The sequence below is a fragment of the Novosphingobium sp. PhB57 genome (genome assembly GCF_004342985.1).
Classification (GTDB): Bacteria; Pseudomonadota; Alphaproteobacteria; order Sphingomonadales; family Sphingomonadaceae; genus Novosphingobium.
In genome coordinates, this window is sequence record NZ_SMBO01000006.1 from 124,156 (window position 1) to 138,056 (window position 13,901).

Genomic DNA, 13,901 nt, shown 5'->3' on the forward strand with positions numbered 1-13,901 from the left:
CGAATCCTTGTGAGAAGGCGGGGAAACTAGCCCACAGTCGGGGCGGATAACAGCGGAGGGGGGCGGAAGGACAGGCGCTTTCCCACAGGAAACCGCCCTTTTCCGGTGCTTCAGACCGAACCCTTGCGCTTCGCGGCCATCTGGTCGGTGATCTCCTTGGAGAGAGTCGGCCAATCATGCGCGTCGAGCAGCTTGCCGTTGAGAATGAAGCTGGGCGTGGAATTCACGCCGTTCTTGGCAACGGTGGCCTGCTGTTGCTTGATGGTATCGAACACCGCCTCGTTGGCGAAGCAGGCATCGGCCTGGGTACGGGTCATGCCCCAGGCGGCGACCCTGGAGTAGAAATCGAGGTCGCTGGCGATGGCCTTCATGCGTTCGGGCAGGGCGCCCTGGTACCAGCGCTTCTGCTGCTCCTCGCCGATCTTTTCCAGCTTGGCCATCCAGGTGTCCTGGCTGGCAAGGAAGGCGTTGTGGCGCACGAAGAAGCGCTTGGGATCGCCGCAAGTCGTCAGCATCGAGATCGTCAGGTCGATCGGGTTGCGCAGCAGCGTGGTCACGGTCACGCCGATCTGGCCCTTGGGCACCATGGTGAGGCGCAGCGTGGGATCCGCCTCGCGGTTGAAGTGCGCGCAGTGCGGGCACGTGTAGCTGACGAATTCCGTGAGCTGCATCTCGGCCTTGGGGTTGCCGTACATGTGGCTGCCGTCGCCCGTGACCACGATCTGGTTCGCCCAGTTCGAGGCGGGGTTGGAGCTGGGCGCCAGTGGCTTGTGAGCGGGCTTCGTGGCCGCGACGCTCAGCAGGGCCGCTGCGGCAAGGAAGACGAGACGGGGGGCGGCAAGACGCAACGTGGACTTCATCACTGCTTTTCCTGATCTTGCATGGGATCATCCTGGGCACCGAGGCTTCGGGCCAGCGATTCTAGCACCGCGCGAAGTTCGGGATCGCCGATGTCGCGCAGCGATTCGCCCAGTTCGAGCGGTACGGGCTTGAGAGAGGGCGGAGCCGCCTTGGGCCGCGTGGCAGCCGGTGCCTTAACCTCACCTTGCCGGATTTTCACTTTGGCTACAGCCTTGTAGCCGAAGAAGCGGTTCACCCGGTCCATGATCTCGGGCACGACGTGCTGAATCATCGGGGCATGGGCGGCCAGCACCACGAGCTGGAGAATGCCGTCGCACTTTTCGCCGGGCGGGAAGCGGATCGATTCGGGGGCGCAGACGCGGGCGTGGCGCAGGCCGACGATCTCGGGCCAGCGCGTCACCACGCTGGACTGGACGAAACCGAAGCGGCGGAAAGCGGTGCGGCCCACTTCGGGCATGAGGTCGGAAATCTGGCGGGCCTGGCCGCCCCGCGCGCGCTCGAACCGCTTCGGGGCGCCGGCCTTTGGCTCGCCGCCGGCCGGGGCTTTGCCCGCGGCTTTGACCACGCCTTTCGCCGCGCCTTTGGCGGACTTCGCCGCCTTTTCCGTTCCTTTGCTTGGATGCCGTTCCATTGTTGCCGCTCCAATGCCATAGGGCGCTGATGGACGCCAGCCGCGATACGATCTCCCGCAAGGTTCTCGACTGGTACGACGCTCATGCCCGCGCACTGCCGTGGCGCGCGCCGCCGGGAACGCCGGCACCCGACCCTTATCGCGTCTGGCTTTCGGAAGTCATGCTCCAGCAGACGACCGTGGCCGCGGTGAAGGACTATTTCGCGAAATTCACCGCGCGCTGGCCGACCGTGACGGACCTTTCCGCCGCAGCCGACGAGGACGTCATGGCGGCCTGGGCAGGGCTTGGCTATTATGCGCGCGCCCGCAACCTCCTGGCCTGCGCGCGCGAAGTTGCGGCGCGGGGCGGGGTCTTCCCCGAGAGCGAGGAAGGCCTGCGTGCCTTGCCGGGGCTGGGCGCCTATACGGCCGCGGCGGTGGCGGCGATCGCCTTCGGGCAGCGGGCCGTGGTGGTGGACGCCAATGTCGAGCGCGTGGTGACGCGGCTTTTCGCGCTGGAAGACCCGCTGCCGAGTGCGCGGCCCGCTATACGGGCGCTGACCGACGGGATCACCCCCGACTTGCGGGCGGGCGACTTCGCGCAGGCGCTGATGGACATGGGCGCCACCGTCTGCACCACGCGCATGCCGCGCTGCCTGCTCTGCCCGCTTGCTGCCGATTGCCGGGCAAGGACCATGGGCGAGCCGGAGCGCTTTCCGGTCAAGGCGCCGAAGAAGGCCAAGCCCGCGCGGCATGGCCTCGCCTTCTGGATCGAGCGGGACGGGAAGGTCTGGCTGGTGCGCCGCGCGGACAAAGGCATGCTCGGCGGCATGAGAGCGCTTCCCGACGACGGCTGGTCCGCCCGCGCGGACGGCCACGGCGCGCCGCCGCTGGCGGGGCGCTGGGAAAACGGCGGCCGGGTCGGCCACGTCTTCACGCATTTCTCGCTCGAACTGGGGCTTCGCATTCTGGAGCACGACCTTGACGGCGATCCCCCCGGCCCGGGGGAATGGTGGCCGGTCGACCGTATCGCCGAGGCGGGGCTGCCCACGCTCTTCGCCAAGGCGGCGGGCCTCGCCAGGGCGGAGATGGCATGAGCCCTGCGCGCGAACGGCTGGAAGCGGCGGTCGATCGCCGGATGCTGCTGCGCATGGCGGGTATCGCGGGTGTCGGCGCCGCGTTCATGCCTCGGCTCGCCTGGGCGGCGGCGCAGGCGGAGACGATGCCGCGCGTGCGTGCGTTGGTGGAGCGCTGGACGGGGAGCGGCGATGCGACGGGCACGCTGCCGGGCCTCGTCGCCTCGCTGGCGCTGCCGGGCCGCGAACCGGAATTCGTCGCCCGCGGGTCGCAGGGGTTCACTGACGGCACGCCGATCTCGCCGGACAGCCTGTTCCGCATCTATTCCATGACCAAGCCGATCACCGGCATCATGGCCATGCAGCTGGTGGCGGAGGGCCGGCTCGGCCTTGACCAGCCGGTCCATGAAATCCTGCCGCGTTTCGCGCAGATGCGGGTGCAGGACCGCTATGACGGATCGCTCACGGCCCTGCATCCGGCGCCGCGCGCGATCACCATTCGGCATCTGCTCACGCATACGTCGGGGCTGGGCTATTCGATCATCCAGACCGGCCCGATCCGCGCGCTGATGCAGTCCAGGGGCCTCGCTGCCGGGCAGATCAGCCGAATCAAGGTGCCGGGCCTCACCGATGCGCCCCCCGCGCCCAGCCTCGCGCTGTTCGCCGACCGGCTGGCCGACGTGCCGCTGGTCTACGATCCTGCCACCCACTGGAGCTATTCCCTCGGTCTGGACCTGATGGGCCGGGTGATCGAAGTGGTCGCCGGCCGGCCCTTCGACGTCTATCTGCGCGAAACACTGTTCGAACCGGCGGGGATGACCAGCACGGCCTTCCAGGTGCCCGCGGCCCAGGCGGGCCGCCTCACCACCAATTATGCCGCGCTGGGCAGCGTGCTGGTGCCGATCGACGAGCCGGGCAACTCGGTCTTCCTGGAAAAGCCGGCCTTCCCCTTCGGCGGCGCGGGCCTTGTCAGCACGCCGCGCGACTATGACCGTTTCCTGCGCCTTCTGGCCCAGCGCGGCATGATCGACGGCAAGCGCGTCCTGGCCGAAAGCGCGGTCGTCACCGGCACGTCGGACTTGCTGCCACCCGGCGTGGCGCTTTCCGCCATGCTTCCGGCGGGGAGCGGCTTCGGTGCCGGCGGGCGCGTCGGCAAGGGAGCGGAGAGCGGCCTGTTCGGCTGGTCGGGCGCGGCGGGAACGGTGGGCATGGTCGACATGGTGCGCGGCCTGCGCTCGCAGCTCTTCGCGCAGTTCATGCCGCCGAACGCCTACGAGCTTATTCCCCAGTTCCAGAATGCGCTGAAGGCCGATGTCATGGCCCTGTTGGAGACGCCCCTTTGACCACCACCCTCCTGCCGAAGCTGCTGCCCATCGCCTTTTCCGGTTCGCATCTCGACCGCGCGGACCATATCCGCAACGACCCGGCAGCGCTCCTGGCCCTGCAGAGCAGCGAGGCGCGGCTGCTGCGGCTGGACGGACTGGATGCCGTGCTGGCCGACGACGGCGCCTTGACCTGGGGCACGCTGGCGGATGCGGAGCCGGGCAGCGAGATGATCTTCCTCGGCCTCGACGGCCCCGTGCCCTGCTTCGCGGAAGTGCCCGGTGCCACGCCGCTGCAAGGCCCCCATGCCACGCCCGTCAACTGGCACGCCATGGCCGTGCTCGATTCCGCCGAACTCGCGGCCTATGGCGGCGCGCGCTCGCTGGTGAGCTGGCATTGCCGGCACCGGCACTGCGCCGTCTGCGGCCACCCCACGGTTCTTGCCAAGGGCGGCTGGCAGCGCTCCTGCACCAATATCGACTGCGGCGCCGAGCACTTCCCGCGCGTCGACCCGGTGACCATCATGCTCGTCGAGCACGAAGGCCGCGCATTGCTCGGCCGCCAGCCGCGCTTTCCCGAAGGGCGCTATTCGACGCTTGCGGGCTTCGTGGAGCCGGGCGAATCGGTGGAGGAAGCCGTCGCGCGCGAAATCCACGAGGAAGCGGGGATCTGCGTGCGCGATGTGACTTATGTCGCCAGCCAGCCCTGGCCGTTCCCGTCCTCGCTGATGATCGGCTGCCACGCCCATGCGGACGACGATGCCATCACCATCGACGAGACCGAACTGGAAGACGTGCGGTGGTTCACCCGCGACGAGGTGGTGGAGGCGCTCGAAGCCATCGGCCGGGGCGAAAACGGCAAGGCTTTCGGGGCGCCGCCGGCCCATGCGATTGCCCATGTGCTGATGCGCTGGTGGGTCGATCGGGGGTAACGGAAGGCGCCGTCCCGGATCGGTCCGGGAAAAGGCTACCGATCGGGCAGACCCGCGCCCGCCCGCGCCACGGCGGCGACGATGGCGCCGCGGGCCTGCGGGGAGTTGCGCCAGCAGGTCGACCCCATTGCCGCCGAAATTTCCGCGCAGACCGCATCGGGATCGCGCCCGGCAAGATCGGCGAAGTTCCGGATGCCCAGTTCCTCCAGCCGTGCGATCACCGTGGGGCCGACGCCTTTCACCGCAAGCAGTGCTTCGCGCTCGTCGCCGGCGAAACCGGTCACACCAACCCCAGCTTGGCCAGTTCGCGCGCCAGCTTGGGCGGCATCGCGTCGCCCGCCGTCTCGCCTTCGCCCAGATCGCGGGGGGCGTCCTTTTCGGCAAGGTAGCGCCAGCCCTGGTGCGCGCGCTTGGGGTGCGTGACCACCGGGATCAGCATCGGTTCCAGGCGAATATGCCAGCGCCCGTCCTCGCGCTGTTCGAAGCCCAGGATCGGCGAGCGGCCGACCAGGGCATGTTCGTAGATCCAGTATAGCGAGCCGCCGACCATTTCCTCGTGCCGCTTGGGCAGATAGCGCGTGGTGAGGCGGGCTTCGCCCAGGGTGTCGTGGCTTTCCAGCCAGGCGCGCAGGGCCGCCGGGCTCTCGGCGGAAAACGCGATCTTGGTCATGTGCAGCGGCATGATGACTAGATAGGAGGCGCGCCCCTAGCGCACCAGACCGGATACCGTGGCAAGGCCGAGGAAGACGAGGAAGCCCATCGAATCCGTGGTCATCGTCACGAAAATGGACGAGGCGATGGCCGGGTCCGCCTTGAGCCGTTCCAGCGTCAGCGGCACGAATACGCCCGCCATGCCAGCGATCAGGATATTGGTCATCATCGCCAGGGCTATGACCAGGCCCAGCGTGACATTCCCGAAGATCAGGCTGACGACGATGCCGATGATCACCGCGATCGTGCAGCCATTGAGCAGCGCGATGGACATTTCGCGGCGTACCGCGCGCCAGGCGTTGGAGGCGGTAAGCTGGTTGGTGGCAAGCGCGCGGACGGTCACGGCCAGGGTCTGCGTGCCGGCATTGCCGCCAAGCCCGGCGACGATCGGCATCAGCGTGGCCAGCGCCACCATCTTCGCGATCGTGCCTTCGAACAGGGCGATGACCGAGGAAGCGAGCGTGGCGGTGAGCAGGTTGGCGATCAGCCAGCGCACGCGGGCCGAATAGGCGTCGCGAATCGGCTCGTTGATGTCGCCGTCACCCGCGCCGGACAGCAGCAGGGTATCTTCGCCCGCTTCTTCCTGAATGATGTGGACGATGTCGTCGACAGTGACCTGGCCGATCAGCCGGCCGGCATCGTCGACCACGGCCGCCGAAATCAGCGCGTACTTCTGGAAGCGCAGCGCGACTTCCTCCTGGTCCATGTCGACCGGGATCAGCGTCTGGTCGCGCGCCATGACGTCGTAGAGCGGGATGTTGCGCGGGGTGCGCAGGATCCACGAGAGCGCGCAGGTGCCGATCGGGCGGTGCATCGGATCGACGATGAACACTTCCCAGAACTCGGTCGGCAGCTCGCGATGTTCGCGCAGGAAATCGATCAGGTCGCCGACGGTCATCGATTCGTGGACGGCCACGAAATCGCGGCTCATCAGGCGGCCGGCGGATTCCTCGGGGTAGGACAGCGCCGATTCGATGGCCGCGCGGTCTTCCGGCTCCATCTCGGCGAGGACGGCCTGCTGGTCTTCCTCGTCGAGGTCTTCCAGCATGGCGACGGCATCGTCGGTGTCGAGCTGCTCGGCGATCTCGGCGACGACTTCGGCGGGCAGCGCCTCCATCAGCGCCTCGCGCACCCAGTCGTTCATCTCGGCGATGACTTCCACGCCCATCAGGTCGCGGATGGCGCGGGCCAGGCCGAGGCGCTCGTTCTCGTTCATGAGTTCGAACAAGTCGGCGATGTCGGCGGGGTGGAGCGGCTCCACCAGGTCGTAGACGCGCTCGAAGTCTTCCTCGTCCAGCGCATCCTTCACGCTGCGGACGAATTCGGCCTTCAGGCGGTTGTCGTCGTCGAGGGATTCGGATTCGGGCATATCGAGACGCGCGGTGTCTTCCGCGTTTTCCATGCGCTCGTCCTGAAGGTCCGTTTCGCTCATCCGGGCCGGTCTACGCAGCTATTTCGCGATTGCAACAGGGGGGCGGCGGCATTCGGGAAGTTTCCTCGGCCGGTGGCTGCAGAGCCACGGGACGATGCACCGAATGGACCCCGAATCGGCCTCGCGGCGGCGAGAGGAGCGTGACGGGCAGGGGATGACCGGGACGGAGGCACGAACGAGCGCTCCCCTCGTGACATTGCCGCGCCAGTGCCTATATCGGGCGCCGATGCCCCACCGGCGCGGACCTGCGCCGGCAGAAGGAGACTGCAATGGCTGACGAATACCTGACGCTCACGCTCGACACCGGCAATGGTGAAGGCGGCGACGTGAAGATCAAGCTGCGTTCCGACCTGGCCCCCGGTCACGTCGAGCGTATCAAGGAACTGACCGGCGAAGGCTTCTACGACGGCATCAAGTTCCACCGCGTGATCCCCGGCTTCATGGCGCAGGGCGGTTGCCCCAACGGCACCGGCATGGGCGGTTCGGACAAGCCCGACCTCCAGGCCGAATTCAACGCCGAGCCGCATGTCCGCGGCGTCTGCTCGATGGCGCGCACCAGCTATCCGCACTCGGCCAACAGCCAGTTCTTCATCTGCTTCGACGATGCACGCTTCCTCGACAAGCAGTACACCGTCTGGGGCCAGGTGGTCGAAGGCATGGAACTCGTCGATGCGCTGCCCAAGGGCGAGCCGCCGCGCGAGCCGGGCAAGATCGTCAAGGCGACCATCTCGGAAGGCTGATCCTTCCGTCGGTCTACCGATAGAGAAAAGGGCGGCTCCGCGAGGGGCCGCCCTTTTTCGTTGCGTACTGGGCCAGACGAAGCTGTACCCATCGCGGCGCAAGTTCCCGGCGCTTCCAGCCCCGGTCGATCAGCTCAATGTGCCTTGGCCTTCTCGTCCTTTTCGAGCTGGGCCTCGGAAACGCCGAGCAGCTTGGCGAGACGAGCCTTCTCGTCCTTCGAAAGATCTCCATAGGCGCGCGGCTCGGGAAGGCTCGCGCTGGCGGTCTTCACCTTTTCCACGATGGCGGGCATCTGCTCCATCAGCTTGGGGACGAAGCCCTGCATCTTCGCCATGACTTCCGGCGACATCATGACGAGATAGGAATCGGCCGCGTAGGCCTTGCCGGTCGGCGTCGCGAAGAAGGCATTCAGTTCGCCCAGCTGCGTCGTCGTATACCTGCCGGCATAGGCCTGCGTCAGCCCGTCGCGAATGTCGGGCTCGACCTGGGTCATCAGCGGGATCATCTCGTTCATCATCGTGCGCGTGGAGATCTGCATGCGCTGCTTGAAGGCCGGGTCATAGATCTGCATGATTTCTGCCATCGAGGCCTCGCCCAGGTCCTCGGTGTTGACGCCGCTGAGCCCGGCAAGCTGCTTGAGCGGCAGCTTCATCGTGGAATCCATGATGGAATCCATCATCTTGTCGAGGGTGCCGTTCATCAGGCGCGCGTAAGTCCCAAGGGGAAAAACGTGATCCACCGTGACGCGCGCCGCGGCGATGCGCGCGGGGTCGGTGATGGGCGCTGCCGCCGCCGCCGCCGCTGTCGCAGCCGGCGCCGCCTGTGCGGGCTCGGCGGCGAAGCTCGGCGCGGCCGAAGCGAAGGAAGCCGCAGCAACGGCGGTGAACACAGTGAAACGCATGACGGAGCCCCCGGACAGTCGAAAAGTCCCGGGGATCATAACCGTGAAGTGCCGCGCAGGGGAATGAAATCGCCCGTCATGTCGCAAAAACGCCGGCCCCGTCTCTACCGGGGACGGCGCTTGCAGGGCGTTACAGTCCGGCTTGCAGCAGCCACTCGTGGAAGATGCGCACGGGGCGGGATTCCAGGGCCTTGGGCTTGCAGACGAACCAGTAGCGATAGGGGCTTTCGACGTCGATGTCGAAGAGCCGCGCCAGGCGGTTGTCGTGGCTGCGGCGGAAGTGGTCGTCGTGCATGATCGCGATGCCGAGGCCCTGGGCCGCGGCTTCGAGCACGAGCTGACCGGAATCGAAACGGTCGACCGAGGCCGGTTCCAGCTTTTCAAGTCCGATGGCGGACTTCCACGCGTCCAGGCTCTGCGGCAGGTCCTGATGGATCAGGAAGGTCTGCTTGGACAGGATGGCTTCGTCGGGGACGGTGCCGATCTCCTGCGCCATTTCCTTGGAGGTGATGGCGTAGACCTTGTTGTGGTCGAGCTGGATACGATAATAGGCCGGGTCCGGTTCGGGCGAGAGGATGATCGCCGCGTCCAGCGTGTCGCCCACCCGGTCTTCCAGGTGTGCGCCGGTGTCGATGTCGATGTGCAGGCGCGGGTGCAGCTTGCGCAGCTCCGGCAGGCGCGGGAACAGGCGCTGGCCGCCGAACAGCGAAGGCACGCCGAGGTGCAGGCGCAGCACCTGGCCGCGGTCGATCTGCGATTCCACCGCTTCGGCCAGTTCTTCCAGCTTGGGGCCGACCACGTTGTAGAAGGCCTGGCCCTCGTCGGTCAGCTTCATCGACTGGTGCTGGCGGGTGAAGAGGCGCTTGCCGGTGAAGTCTTCCAGCGCGGCGACCCGGCGCGAGAGCGCCGAGGGGCTGAGCGCCAGTTCGTTGGCGGCCGCCTTGGCCGAACCGAGGCGGACGACGCGAACGAAGGCTTCAAGCGCGCGCAGGGGGGGTAGTCGGCGTACTGGCAATGTCTCGTCTTTTCACTCGGAGTATCGATGCCGCCTGGAAATGGCGGCAGCGAGGTTCAATCGGGCTCTGCGACCGCTTCCGTGGCCGGCGGATGAAGGCGAAGCCGCGTGACGCGGCGCTCGTCGCCATCGGTAACTTCGATGCGCCAGCCGCTGTCATGCTCCAGCACGGTGCCGACGGCCGGGACCTGGCCGGCCAGTACGAAGGCGAGGCCGCCCAGGGTATCCACCGCTTCCTCGACTTCGGCGAGGCGCGGGTCGATCCGTTCCGCCACATCGTCAAGCTCGACACGGGCGTCTGCGTCCCAGATACCGTTCTCTTGCGAAATTAGCAACTCTTCGGGGGCGTCGTCGTGCTCGTCCTCGATGTTGCCCACGATTTCCTCGACGAGGTCCTCGATGGTGATGATGCCATCGGTGCCGCTGTATTCGTCGATCACCACGGCCAGATGGGTGCGCTGGGCGCGCATGTCGGCCAGCACGTCCAGCGCGCCGCGCGCCTGGGGCACGTAGAGCGGCTGGCGCAGCAGGGTGGACCAGTCCTCCGGCGGCTGTTCGCCGCGCGCGAGGATGGGGAACACGTCCTTGATATGGATCATGCCCTTGATCGCGTCGAGCGAGTCTCCGTAGACGGGCATGCGGCTGTGGCCGTGCTCGGCGAAGGCCTCGACCACTTCGGCCCAGCTTGCAGAGGCCGGAATCGCCACGATCTCGCTGCGCGGCACGGCGATATCGTCGGCATCGTGCTCGCTGAAATGGAGAAGGTTGCGCAGCATCTGCCGCTCGATCGAGGAAAGGTCTCCGCGGGCGCGGGCCTCGTCTTCGGCATCGCCTTCATGTTCGTTGATGACGCCTTCGATCTGCGCGCGAAGCGACTGATCGCCGTCGTTCTGGAAAAGTCGCCGGAAAACACGCCAGAGCGTGCCGGTACTGTCCCCATCTCCCGAGCCGGACTCGGTGTGGCGGCCATTGTCGGCCATCGTTTTAAATTACCCCTACAGCTTAAGATCTGTCGCCATATGGGTCGGCAATGCCGATGAGGGCAAGAGCCTTTGTTTCAAGGGCCTCCATTGCCTCGGCATCGGCGTCCGAAATCTCGTGGTCGAGGCCGGCCAGGTGGAGCAGGCCGTGGACGATGAGGTGGCTGGCGTGGTGCTCCACCGGCACGCCCTTTTCCGCGGCCTCGCGGGCGCAGGTCTCGAAGGCGAGGGCAAGATCGCCCAGCATTTCCGGCGGTCCGTCCGGCGCGAGGGCGAGCAGGTCGGCGCGTTCCAGCATCGGGAAGGACAGGACGTTGGTGGGCTTGTCCTTGGCCCGCCATTCGCGGTTGAGGACGTGCACTTCCTCGTCCGTGGTGAACAGCAGGCTGGCCAGGAGGCGGGGATTGTCGAGTTCCGGTGCGACCTGCACCAGCGCTTCGAGCGCCGCTTCGGCCAGGTCGGCCCAGTCCGTCTCGGCGGGCCAGGGGGCTTCGATATCGATTTCGAGATCCATGCGGGGGCTTTACGCGCAGTCACGCGCGCGGTCGAGCGGTAGCGTGAAGAGATCGAGCGATAGCGTGAAGAGGTCGAGCGGAAGCGTGAAGAGAAGGTGCGGGGTGGCCTGCTCGGACAGGAACCGGCGGGAAATCGAGGACGGCGAACCGCCGTCCTCGATGCTCAAGCGCTTGCTGCGCCAGACCTGGTCATTCCCCGGGGGAAAGTCACTCCGCCCGGAGCTGCTCGGCCGCCGGTTGTTCCGTCTTCGGTGCCGAGGGATCGACGTAAGGGCCTTCGTAAGCCTCGACGATGCGACCCACGATCGGGTGGCGCACGACGTCCTGCACGGTGAAGCGAGTGACATCGATGCCGTCCACACCTTCCAGCCGGTTCACCGCATCGGCCAGGCCGCTCATGCGGTCGCCGCCCGGGATGTCGACCTGCCGGGGGTCGCCGCAGACGACCATGCGGCTGTTCTGGCCGAAGCGGGTAAGGAACATCTTCATCTGCTCGCGCGTGGTGTTCTGCGCTTCGTCGAGGATGACGAAGGCATCGGCCAGCGTGCGGCCGCGCATGAAGGCGATCGGCGCGATCTCGATTTCTCCCGAGGCGAGGCGGCGCTCCACCTGTTCGGGCGGCATGCAGTCATAGAGTGCGTCGTAGAGCGGGCGCAGGTAGGGATCGACCTTGTCCTTCATGTCGCCGGGCAGGAAGCCCAGCTTCTCGCCCGCTTCCACGGCGGGGCGCGAAAGGATCAGGCGCTGGACCGATCCGGTCATCAGCTGCGAAACCGCCTGGGCCACCGCGAGGTAGGTCTTGCCCGTGCCTGCCGGGCCGAGCGCGAAGATCACGTCGGAGCGGGCGAGCGCGCGCATATATTCGATCTGCATCGCCGAGCGCGGCACGATCGTCTTGCGGCGGGTGCGAATCATGATCGGCGGCGCGCCGGTATCGCCCGAGATGATGCCTTCCAGCGTCGGTTCGGCCGACATCGCGATCAGCGATTCCACCGCGCCGGCGTCAAGAGCCTGGCCCTGCTCCAGCCGGTGGTACATGCCTTTGAGCGTGTCGCGGGCGCGGGCAACGGCGTCTTCCGGCCCTTCGATCTGGATCTTGTTGCCGCGCGCGGCAATGTAGACCCCGAGCCGGTTCTCCACTTGCACGAGATTTGAATCGAACTGGCCGAACAGGGCCCCCAGCAAAGTCTGTTCGTCGAACTCGACTTCGACACGTGCCCGGCGGTGCGCTTCGGGCCTGAACTGCGCCGTTTCACCGGCGCGTGCTGCTTTGCGGGCCATGTGCTCCTTTCAGGTGAGGATGCCTTCGTTCCATCCCGAAGATGGCTCTGCGCATCGCGTCCCGCAAGCCGCCTCTATCGAAAAATTGCTCGCTTCACCGGGGATAACATGGCGTTTCGGCGCGCTTCCCGAATTTTGTCGCAACCTTGCGACACTCCTGAAATTTCACTGCAACCTGCATTTCAAGTTCGTTCAGCTTGAGGGGTTCAAACATGAACTCACAGACCAGATCGAACGGATAATCGTTTCGGGTCAAGGAGAAGAAAACATGCGCAAGATCATTATGGCCGCCCTTGCCGCCAGCGTCATCGTTCCGACCGTCGCCGTGCCCACCATGGCTTCCGCGCAGAGTGCCCGCGAAGTGCGCGAGAGCGCCCGCGACGTTCGCCAGAGCCAGCGCGAGGTCGATCGCAACGTCCGCCGCGGCGACTACCGCGCCGCCGACCGTTCGCAGCGCCAGCTCAACCACGACCGCCGCGAACTGCGCGAAGATTGGCGCGACTATCGCCAGTCCCACCGCGGCGAGTTCCGCCGCCCCGCCTATGCCGGTCCGCGCGGCTATCGCTATCGCCCGGTCGCCGTGGGCTACCGCTTCCAGCCGGCCTATTACGGCAGCCGCTACTGGGTGAACGACTATGGCCGCTATCGCCTGCCTGCGCCGCGCGCCGGCCACCGCTGGGTTCGCTACGGCAATGACGTGGCCATGGTGAACATGCGTTCGGGCCGCGTCGTCACCGTCCACAACAGCTTCTTCTTCTAATAAAACCGCCACCGGCGCCGGGAAGGGCGCCGGACGAGTCCCAGGCGGGTCGCGAGGGCCCTCGGTGCGAACCGGGGGCCCTTTCTCGTGCTTCCCGTGCGGCAGACCGATCTTGCCGGGGCGGCGGTCGAGCGGCTAGCCTTCGGTCATGACAAGGACGACCTCCGCCGCCAGGATCCTGGCGCTCGCCCCCCTGTTCGCGCTGGGACTTTCGCTCGCAGGCTGCAAGAAGGATGCGGCCCAGCCCGAAGCCACCGCCACGGCCAGCGCCGAAGCGAGCGAGGAGGCGACCGAGGCCGCGCCCATGCGTGCCGAGGACTGGATTCGCGCGAATCACAGGGATGCGCTCACCAGCGATCTCGGCAAGTTGCAATATGCCACGGCGGAGACCGACCTTGACGGTGACGGCACGCCTGAAGTGCTGGTCTATCTGGGCGGCCCGATGTTCTGCGGCACCGGCGGGTGCAATCTCGCAGTGCTGAAGCGGCAGGATGGCGATCTGGTCCAAGTGAGCGAGACGAGCGTGGTGCAACTTCCGGTCGGCGTGCTGGACAGCAAGTCGCACGGCTGGCGCGATCTGGCCGTCACCGTGTCGGGCGGCGGCATGGCGGAAGGCATCTCTCGCCTGCGCTTCAGCGGCAGGGGCTATCCCACCAACGCCAGTGTGGAAGTGAGCGCGGGCGCGGCGGCGATCAGCAAGCCGCTCATTGCGGAAGACGCGCTCAAACCGCTCGACTAGAGCCGCCTCATGGTTCTGTAAGACG

Annotated in this window: 17 protein-coding genes; 6 read left to right on the plus strand and 11 right to left on the minus strand. The window is 66.8% G+C overall.

Features of this window, described 5'->3' with window-relative positions:
* Positions 1 to 110: 110 nt before the first annotated feature.
* Both EDF58_RS18120 and EDF58_RS18125 read right to left on the minus strand, forming a co-directional pair.
* A complete protein-coding gene (locus EDF58_RS18120; protein ID WP_132268118.1) occupies positions 111 to 860 on the minus strand; it encodes a thioredoxin domain-containing protein in 750 nt (249 codons plus the stop codon).
* Positions 860 to 1,492, minus strand: coding sequence for a DciA family protein (locus EDF58_RS18125; protein ID WP_132268120.1), 633 nt, complete (start codon positions 1,490 to 1,492; stop codon positions 860 to 862). Before EDF58_RS18125 ends, EDF58_RS18120 begins: the two co-directional genes overlap by 1 nt.
* A gap of 29 nt (positions 1,493 to 1,521) precedes the next feature.
* Between EDF58_RS18125 and EDF58_RS18130 the strand changes: the two genes are divergently transcribed.
* From EDF58_RS18130 to nudC, 3 genes are read left to right on the plus strand one after another with little or no spacing between them, the layout of a single operon-like run.
* Positions 1,522 to 2,568 carry an A/G-specific adenine glycosylase gene (locus EDF58_RS18130; protein ID WP_132268122.1) on the plus strand — a complete coding sequence of 349 codons (1,047 nt, stop codon included), beginning with the start codon at positions 1,522 to 1,524 and terminating at the stop codon, positions 2,566 to 2,568.
* Positions 2,565 to 3,890: a serine hydrolase domain-containing protein gene (locus EDF58_RS18135; RefSeq protein ID WP_132268123.1), complete on the plus strand. Its 1,326-nt coding sequence runs from the start codon at positions 2,565 to 2,567 to the stop codon at positions 3,888 to 3,890. The genes EDF58_RS18130 and EDF58_RS18135 overlap by 4 nt, the downstream gene beginning before the upstream one ends.
* The gene (gene nudC, locus EDF58_RS18140; RefSeq protein ID WP_243654358.1) at positions 3,887 to 4,801 is read left to right on the plus strand and encodes an NAD(+) diphosphatase; all 915 of its coding nucleotides are present in this window, start codon (positions 3,887 to 3,889) and stop codon (positions 4,799 to 4,801) included. The genes EDF58_RS18135 and nudC overlap by 4 nt, the downstream gene beginning before the upstream one ends.
* Positions 4,802 to 4,836: 35 nt before the next feature.
* On the opposite strand, the gene EDF58_RS18145 is transcribed toward nudC, so the two are convergent.
* Genes EDF58_RS18145 through mgtE form a run of 3 tightly spaced genes read right to left on the minus strand, consistent with a single transcriptional unit; the run spans position 4,837 to position 6,944 of the window.
* On the minus strand, positions 4,837 to 5,085 hold the full coding sequence (locus EDF58_RS18145) for a helix-hairpin-helix domain-containing protein (RefSeq protein WP_132268125.1): 249 nt from the start codon (positions 5,083 to 5,085) through the stop codon (positions 4,837 to 4,839).
* Positions 5,082 to 5,483, minus strand: coding sequence for a DUF1489 domain-containing protein (locus EDF58_RS18150; protein ID WP_132268127.1), 402 nt, complete (start codon positions 5,481 to 5,483; stop codon positions 5,082 to 5,084). The genes EDF58_RS18145 and EDF58_RS18150 overlap by 4 nt, the downstream gene beginning before the upstream one ends.
* A gap of 24 nt (positions 5,484 to 5,507) precedes the next feature.
* Positions 5,508 to 6,944 (minus strand): magnesium transporter, encoded by a 1,437-nt coding sequence (gene mgtE, locus EDF58_RS18155; RefSeq protein WP_132268128.1) that lies wholly within the window; start codon positions 6,942 to 6,944, stop codon positions 5,508 to 5,510.
* 269 nt (positions 6,945 to 7,213) lie between these two features.
* Here mgtE and EDF58_RS18160 point away from each other — a divergent pair, with 269 nt between their 5' ends.
* Positions 7,214 to 7,684 carry a peptidylprolyl isomerase gene (locus tag EDF58_RS18160; RefSeq protein ID WP_132268130.1) on the plus strand — a complete coding sequence of 157 codons (471 nt, stop codon included), beginning with the start codon at positions 7,214 to 7,216 and terminating at the stop codon, positions 7,682 to 7,684.
* Between the two features lie 134 nt (positions 7,685 to 7,818).
* Here the strand turns inward: EDF58_RS18160 and EDF58_RS18165 are convergent, their stop codons facing one another.
* From EDF58_RS18165 to EDF58_RS18185, 6 genes are all read right to left on the minus strand, one after another.
* Positions 7,819 to 8,586: a DUF2059 domain-containing protein gene (locus EDF58_RS18165; protein ID WP_132268132.1), complete on the minus strand. Its 768-nt coding sequence runs from the start codon at positions 8,584 to 8,586 to the stop codon at positions 7,819 to 7,821.
* Between the two features lie 130 nt (positions 8,587 to 8,716).
* The gene (locus EDF58_RS18170; RefSeq protein WP_132268133.1) at positions 8,717 to 9,601 is read right to left on the minus strand and encodes a LysR substrate-binding domain-containing protein; all 885 of its coding nucleotides are present in this window, start codon (positions 9,599 to 9,601) and stop codon (positions 8,717 to 8,719) included.
* A 56-nt stretch (positions 9,602 to 9,657) separates the two neighbouring features.
* A complete protein-coding gene (locus EDF58_RS18175; protein WP_132268135.1) occupies positions 9,658 to 10,581 on the minus strand; it encodes a hemolysin family protein in 924 nt (307 codons plus the stop codon).
* Positions 10,582 to 10,603: 22 nt separating this feature from the next.
* The gene (gene ybeY, locus EDF58_RS18180) at positions 10,604 to 11,095 is read right to left on the minus strand and encodes an rRNA maturation RNase YbeY (protein ID WP_132268137.1); all 492 of its coding nucleotides are present in this window, start codon (positions 11,093 to 11,095) and stop codon (positions 10,604 to 10,606) included.
* A 9-nt stretch (positions 11,096 to 11,104) separates the two neighbouring features.
* A complete protein-coding gene (locus EDF58_RS25935) occupies positions 11,105 to 11,263 on the minus strand; it encodes a hypothetical protein (RefSeq protein WP_165921476.1) in 159 nt (52 codons plus the stop codon).
* Between the two features lie 40 nt (positions 11,264 to 11,303).
* Entirely contained in the window at positions 11,304 to 12,377 is a 1,074-nt protein-coding gene (locus EDF58_RS18185) for a PhoH family protein (protein ID WP_243654359.1), read from the minus strand.
* A gap of 268 nt (positions 12,378 to 12,645) precedes the next feature.
* Here EDF58_RS18185 and EDF58_RS18190 point away from each other — a divergent pair, with 268 nt between their 5' ends.
* Positions 12,646 to 13,137 carry an RcnB family protein gene (locus EDF58_RS18190; protein WP_132268139.1) on the plus strand — a complete coding sequence of 164 codons (492 nt, stop codon included), beginning with the start codon at positions 12,646 to 12,648 and terminating at the stop codon, positions 13,135 to 13,137.
* Between the two features lie 148 nt (positions 13,138 to 13,285).
* A complete protein-coding gene (locus EDF58_RS18195) occupies positions 13,286 to 13,876 on the plus strand; it encodes a hypothetical protein (protein ID WP_132268140.1) in 591 nt (196 codons plus the stop codon).
* Positions 13,877 to 13,901 lie beyond the last annotated feature (25 nt).

Coding starts and splice junctions, on each gene's coding strand:
- EDF58_RS18195 (WP_132268140.1), top strand. CDS start 13,286: ATGACAAGGACGACCTCCGCCGCCAGGATCCTGGCGCTCGCCCCCCTG.
- ybeY (WP_132268137.1), bottom strand. CDS start 11,095: ATGGATCTCGAAATCGATATCGAAGCCCCCTGGCCCGCCGAGACGGAC.
- EDF58_RS18190 (WP_132268139.1), top strand. CDS start 12,646: ATGCGCAAGATCATTATGGCCGCCCTTGCCGCCAGCGTCATCGTTCCG.
- EDF58_RS18130 (WP_132268122.1), top strand. CDS start 1,522: ATGGACGCCAGCCGCGATACGATCTCCCGCAAGGTTCTCGACTGGTAC.
- EDF58_RS18125 (WP_132268120.1), bottom strand. CDS start 1,492: ATGGAACGGCATCCAAGCAAAGGAACGGAAAAGGCGGCGAAGTCCGCC.
- EDF58_RS18175 (WP_132268135.1), bottom strand. CDS start 10,581: ATGGCCGACAATGGCCGCCACACCGAGTCCGGCTCGGGAGATGGGGAC.
- mgtE (WP_132268128.1), bottom strand. CDS start 6,944: ATGAGCGAAACGGACCTTCAGGACGAGCGCATGGAAAACGCGGAAGAC.
- EDF58_RS18120 (WP_132268118.1), bottom strand. CDS start 860: ATGAAGTCCACGTTGCGTCTTGCCGCCCCCCGTCTCGTCTTCCTTGCC.
- EDF58_RS18135 (WP_132268123.1), top strand. CDS start 2,565: ATGAGCCCTGCGCGCGAACGGCTGGAAGCGGCGGTCGATCGCCGGATG.
- EDF58_RS18185 (WP_243654359.1), bottom strand. CDS start 12,377: ATGGCCCGCAAAGCAGCACGCGCCGGTGAAACGGCGCAGTTCAGGCCC.
- EDF58_RS18165 (WP_132268132.1), bottom strand. CDS start 8,586: ATGCGTTTCACTGTGTTCACCGCCGTTGCTGCGGCTTCCTTCGCTTCG.
- EDF58_RS18160 (WP_132268130.1), top strand. CDS start 7,214: ATGGCTGACGAATACCTGACGCTCACGCTCGACACCGGCAATGGTGAA.
- EDF58_RS18150 (WP_132268127.1), bottom strand. CDS start 5,483: ATGCCGCTGCACATGACCAAGATCGCGTTTTCCGCCGAGAGCCCGGCG.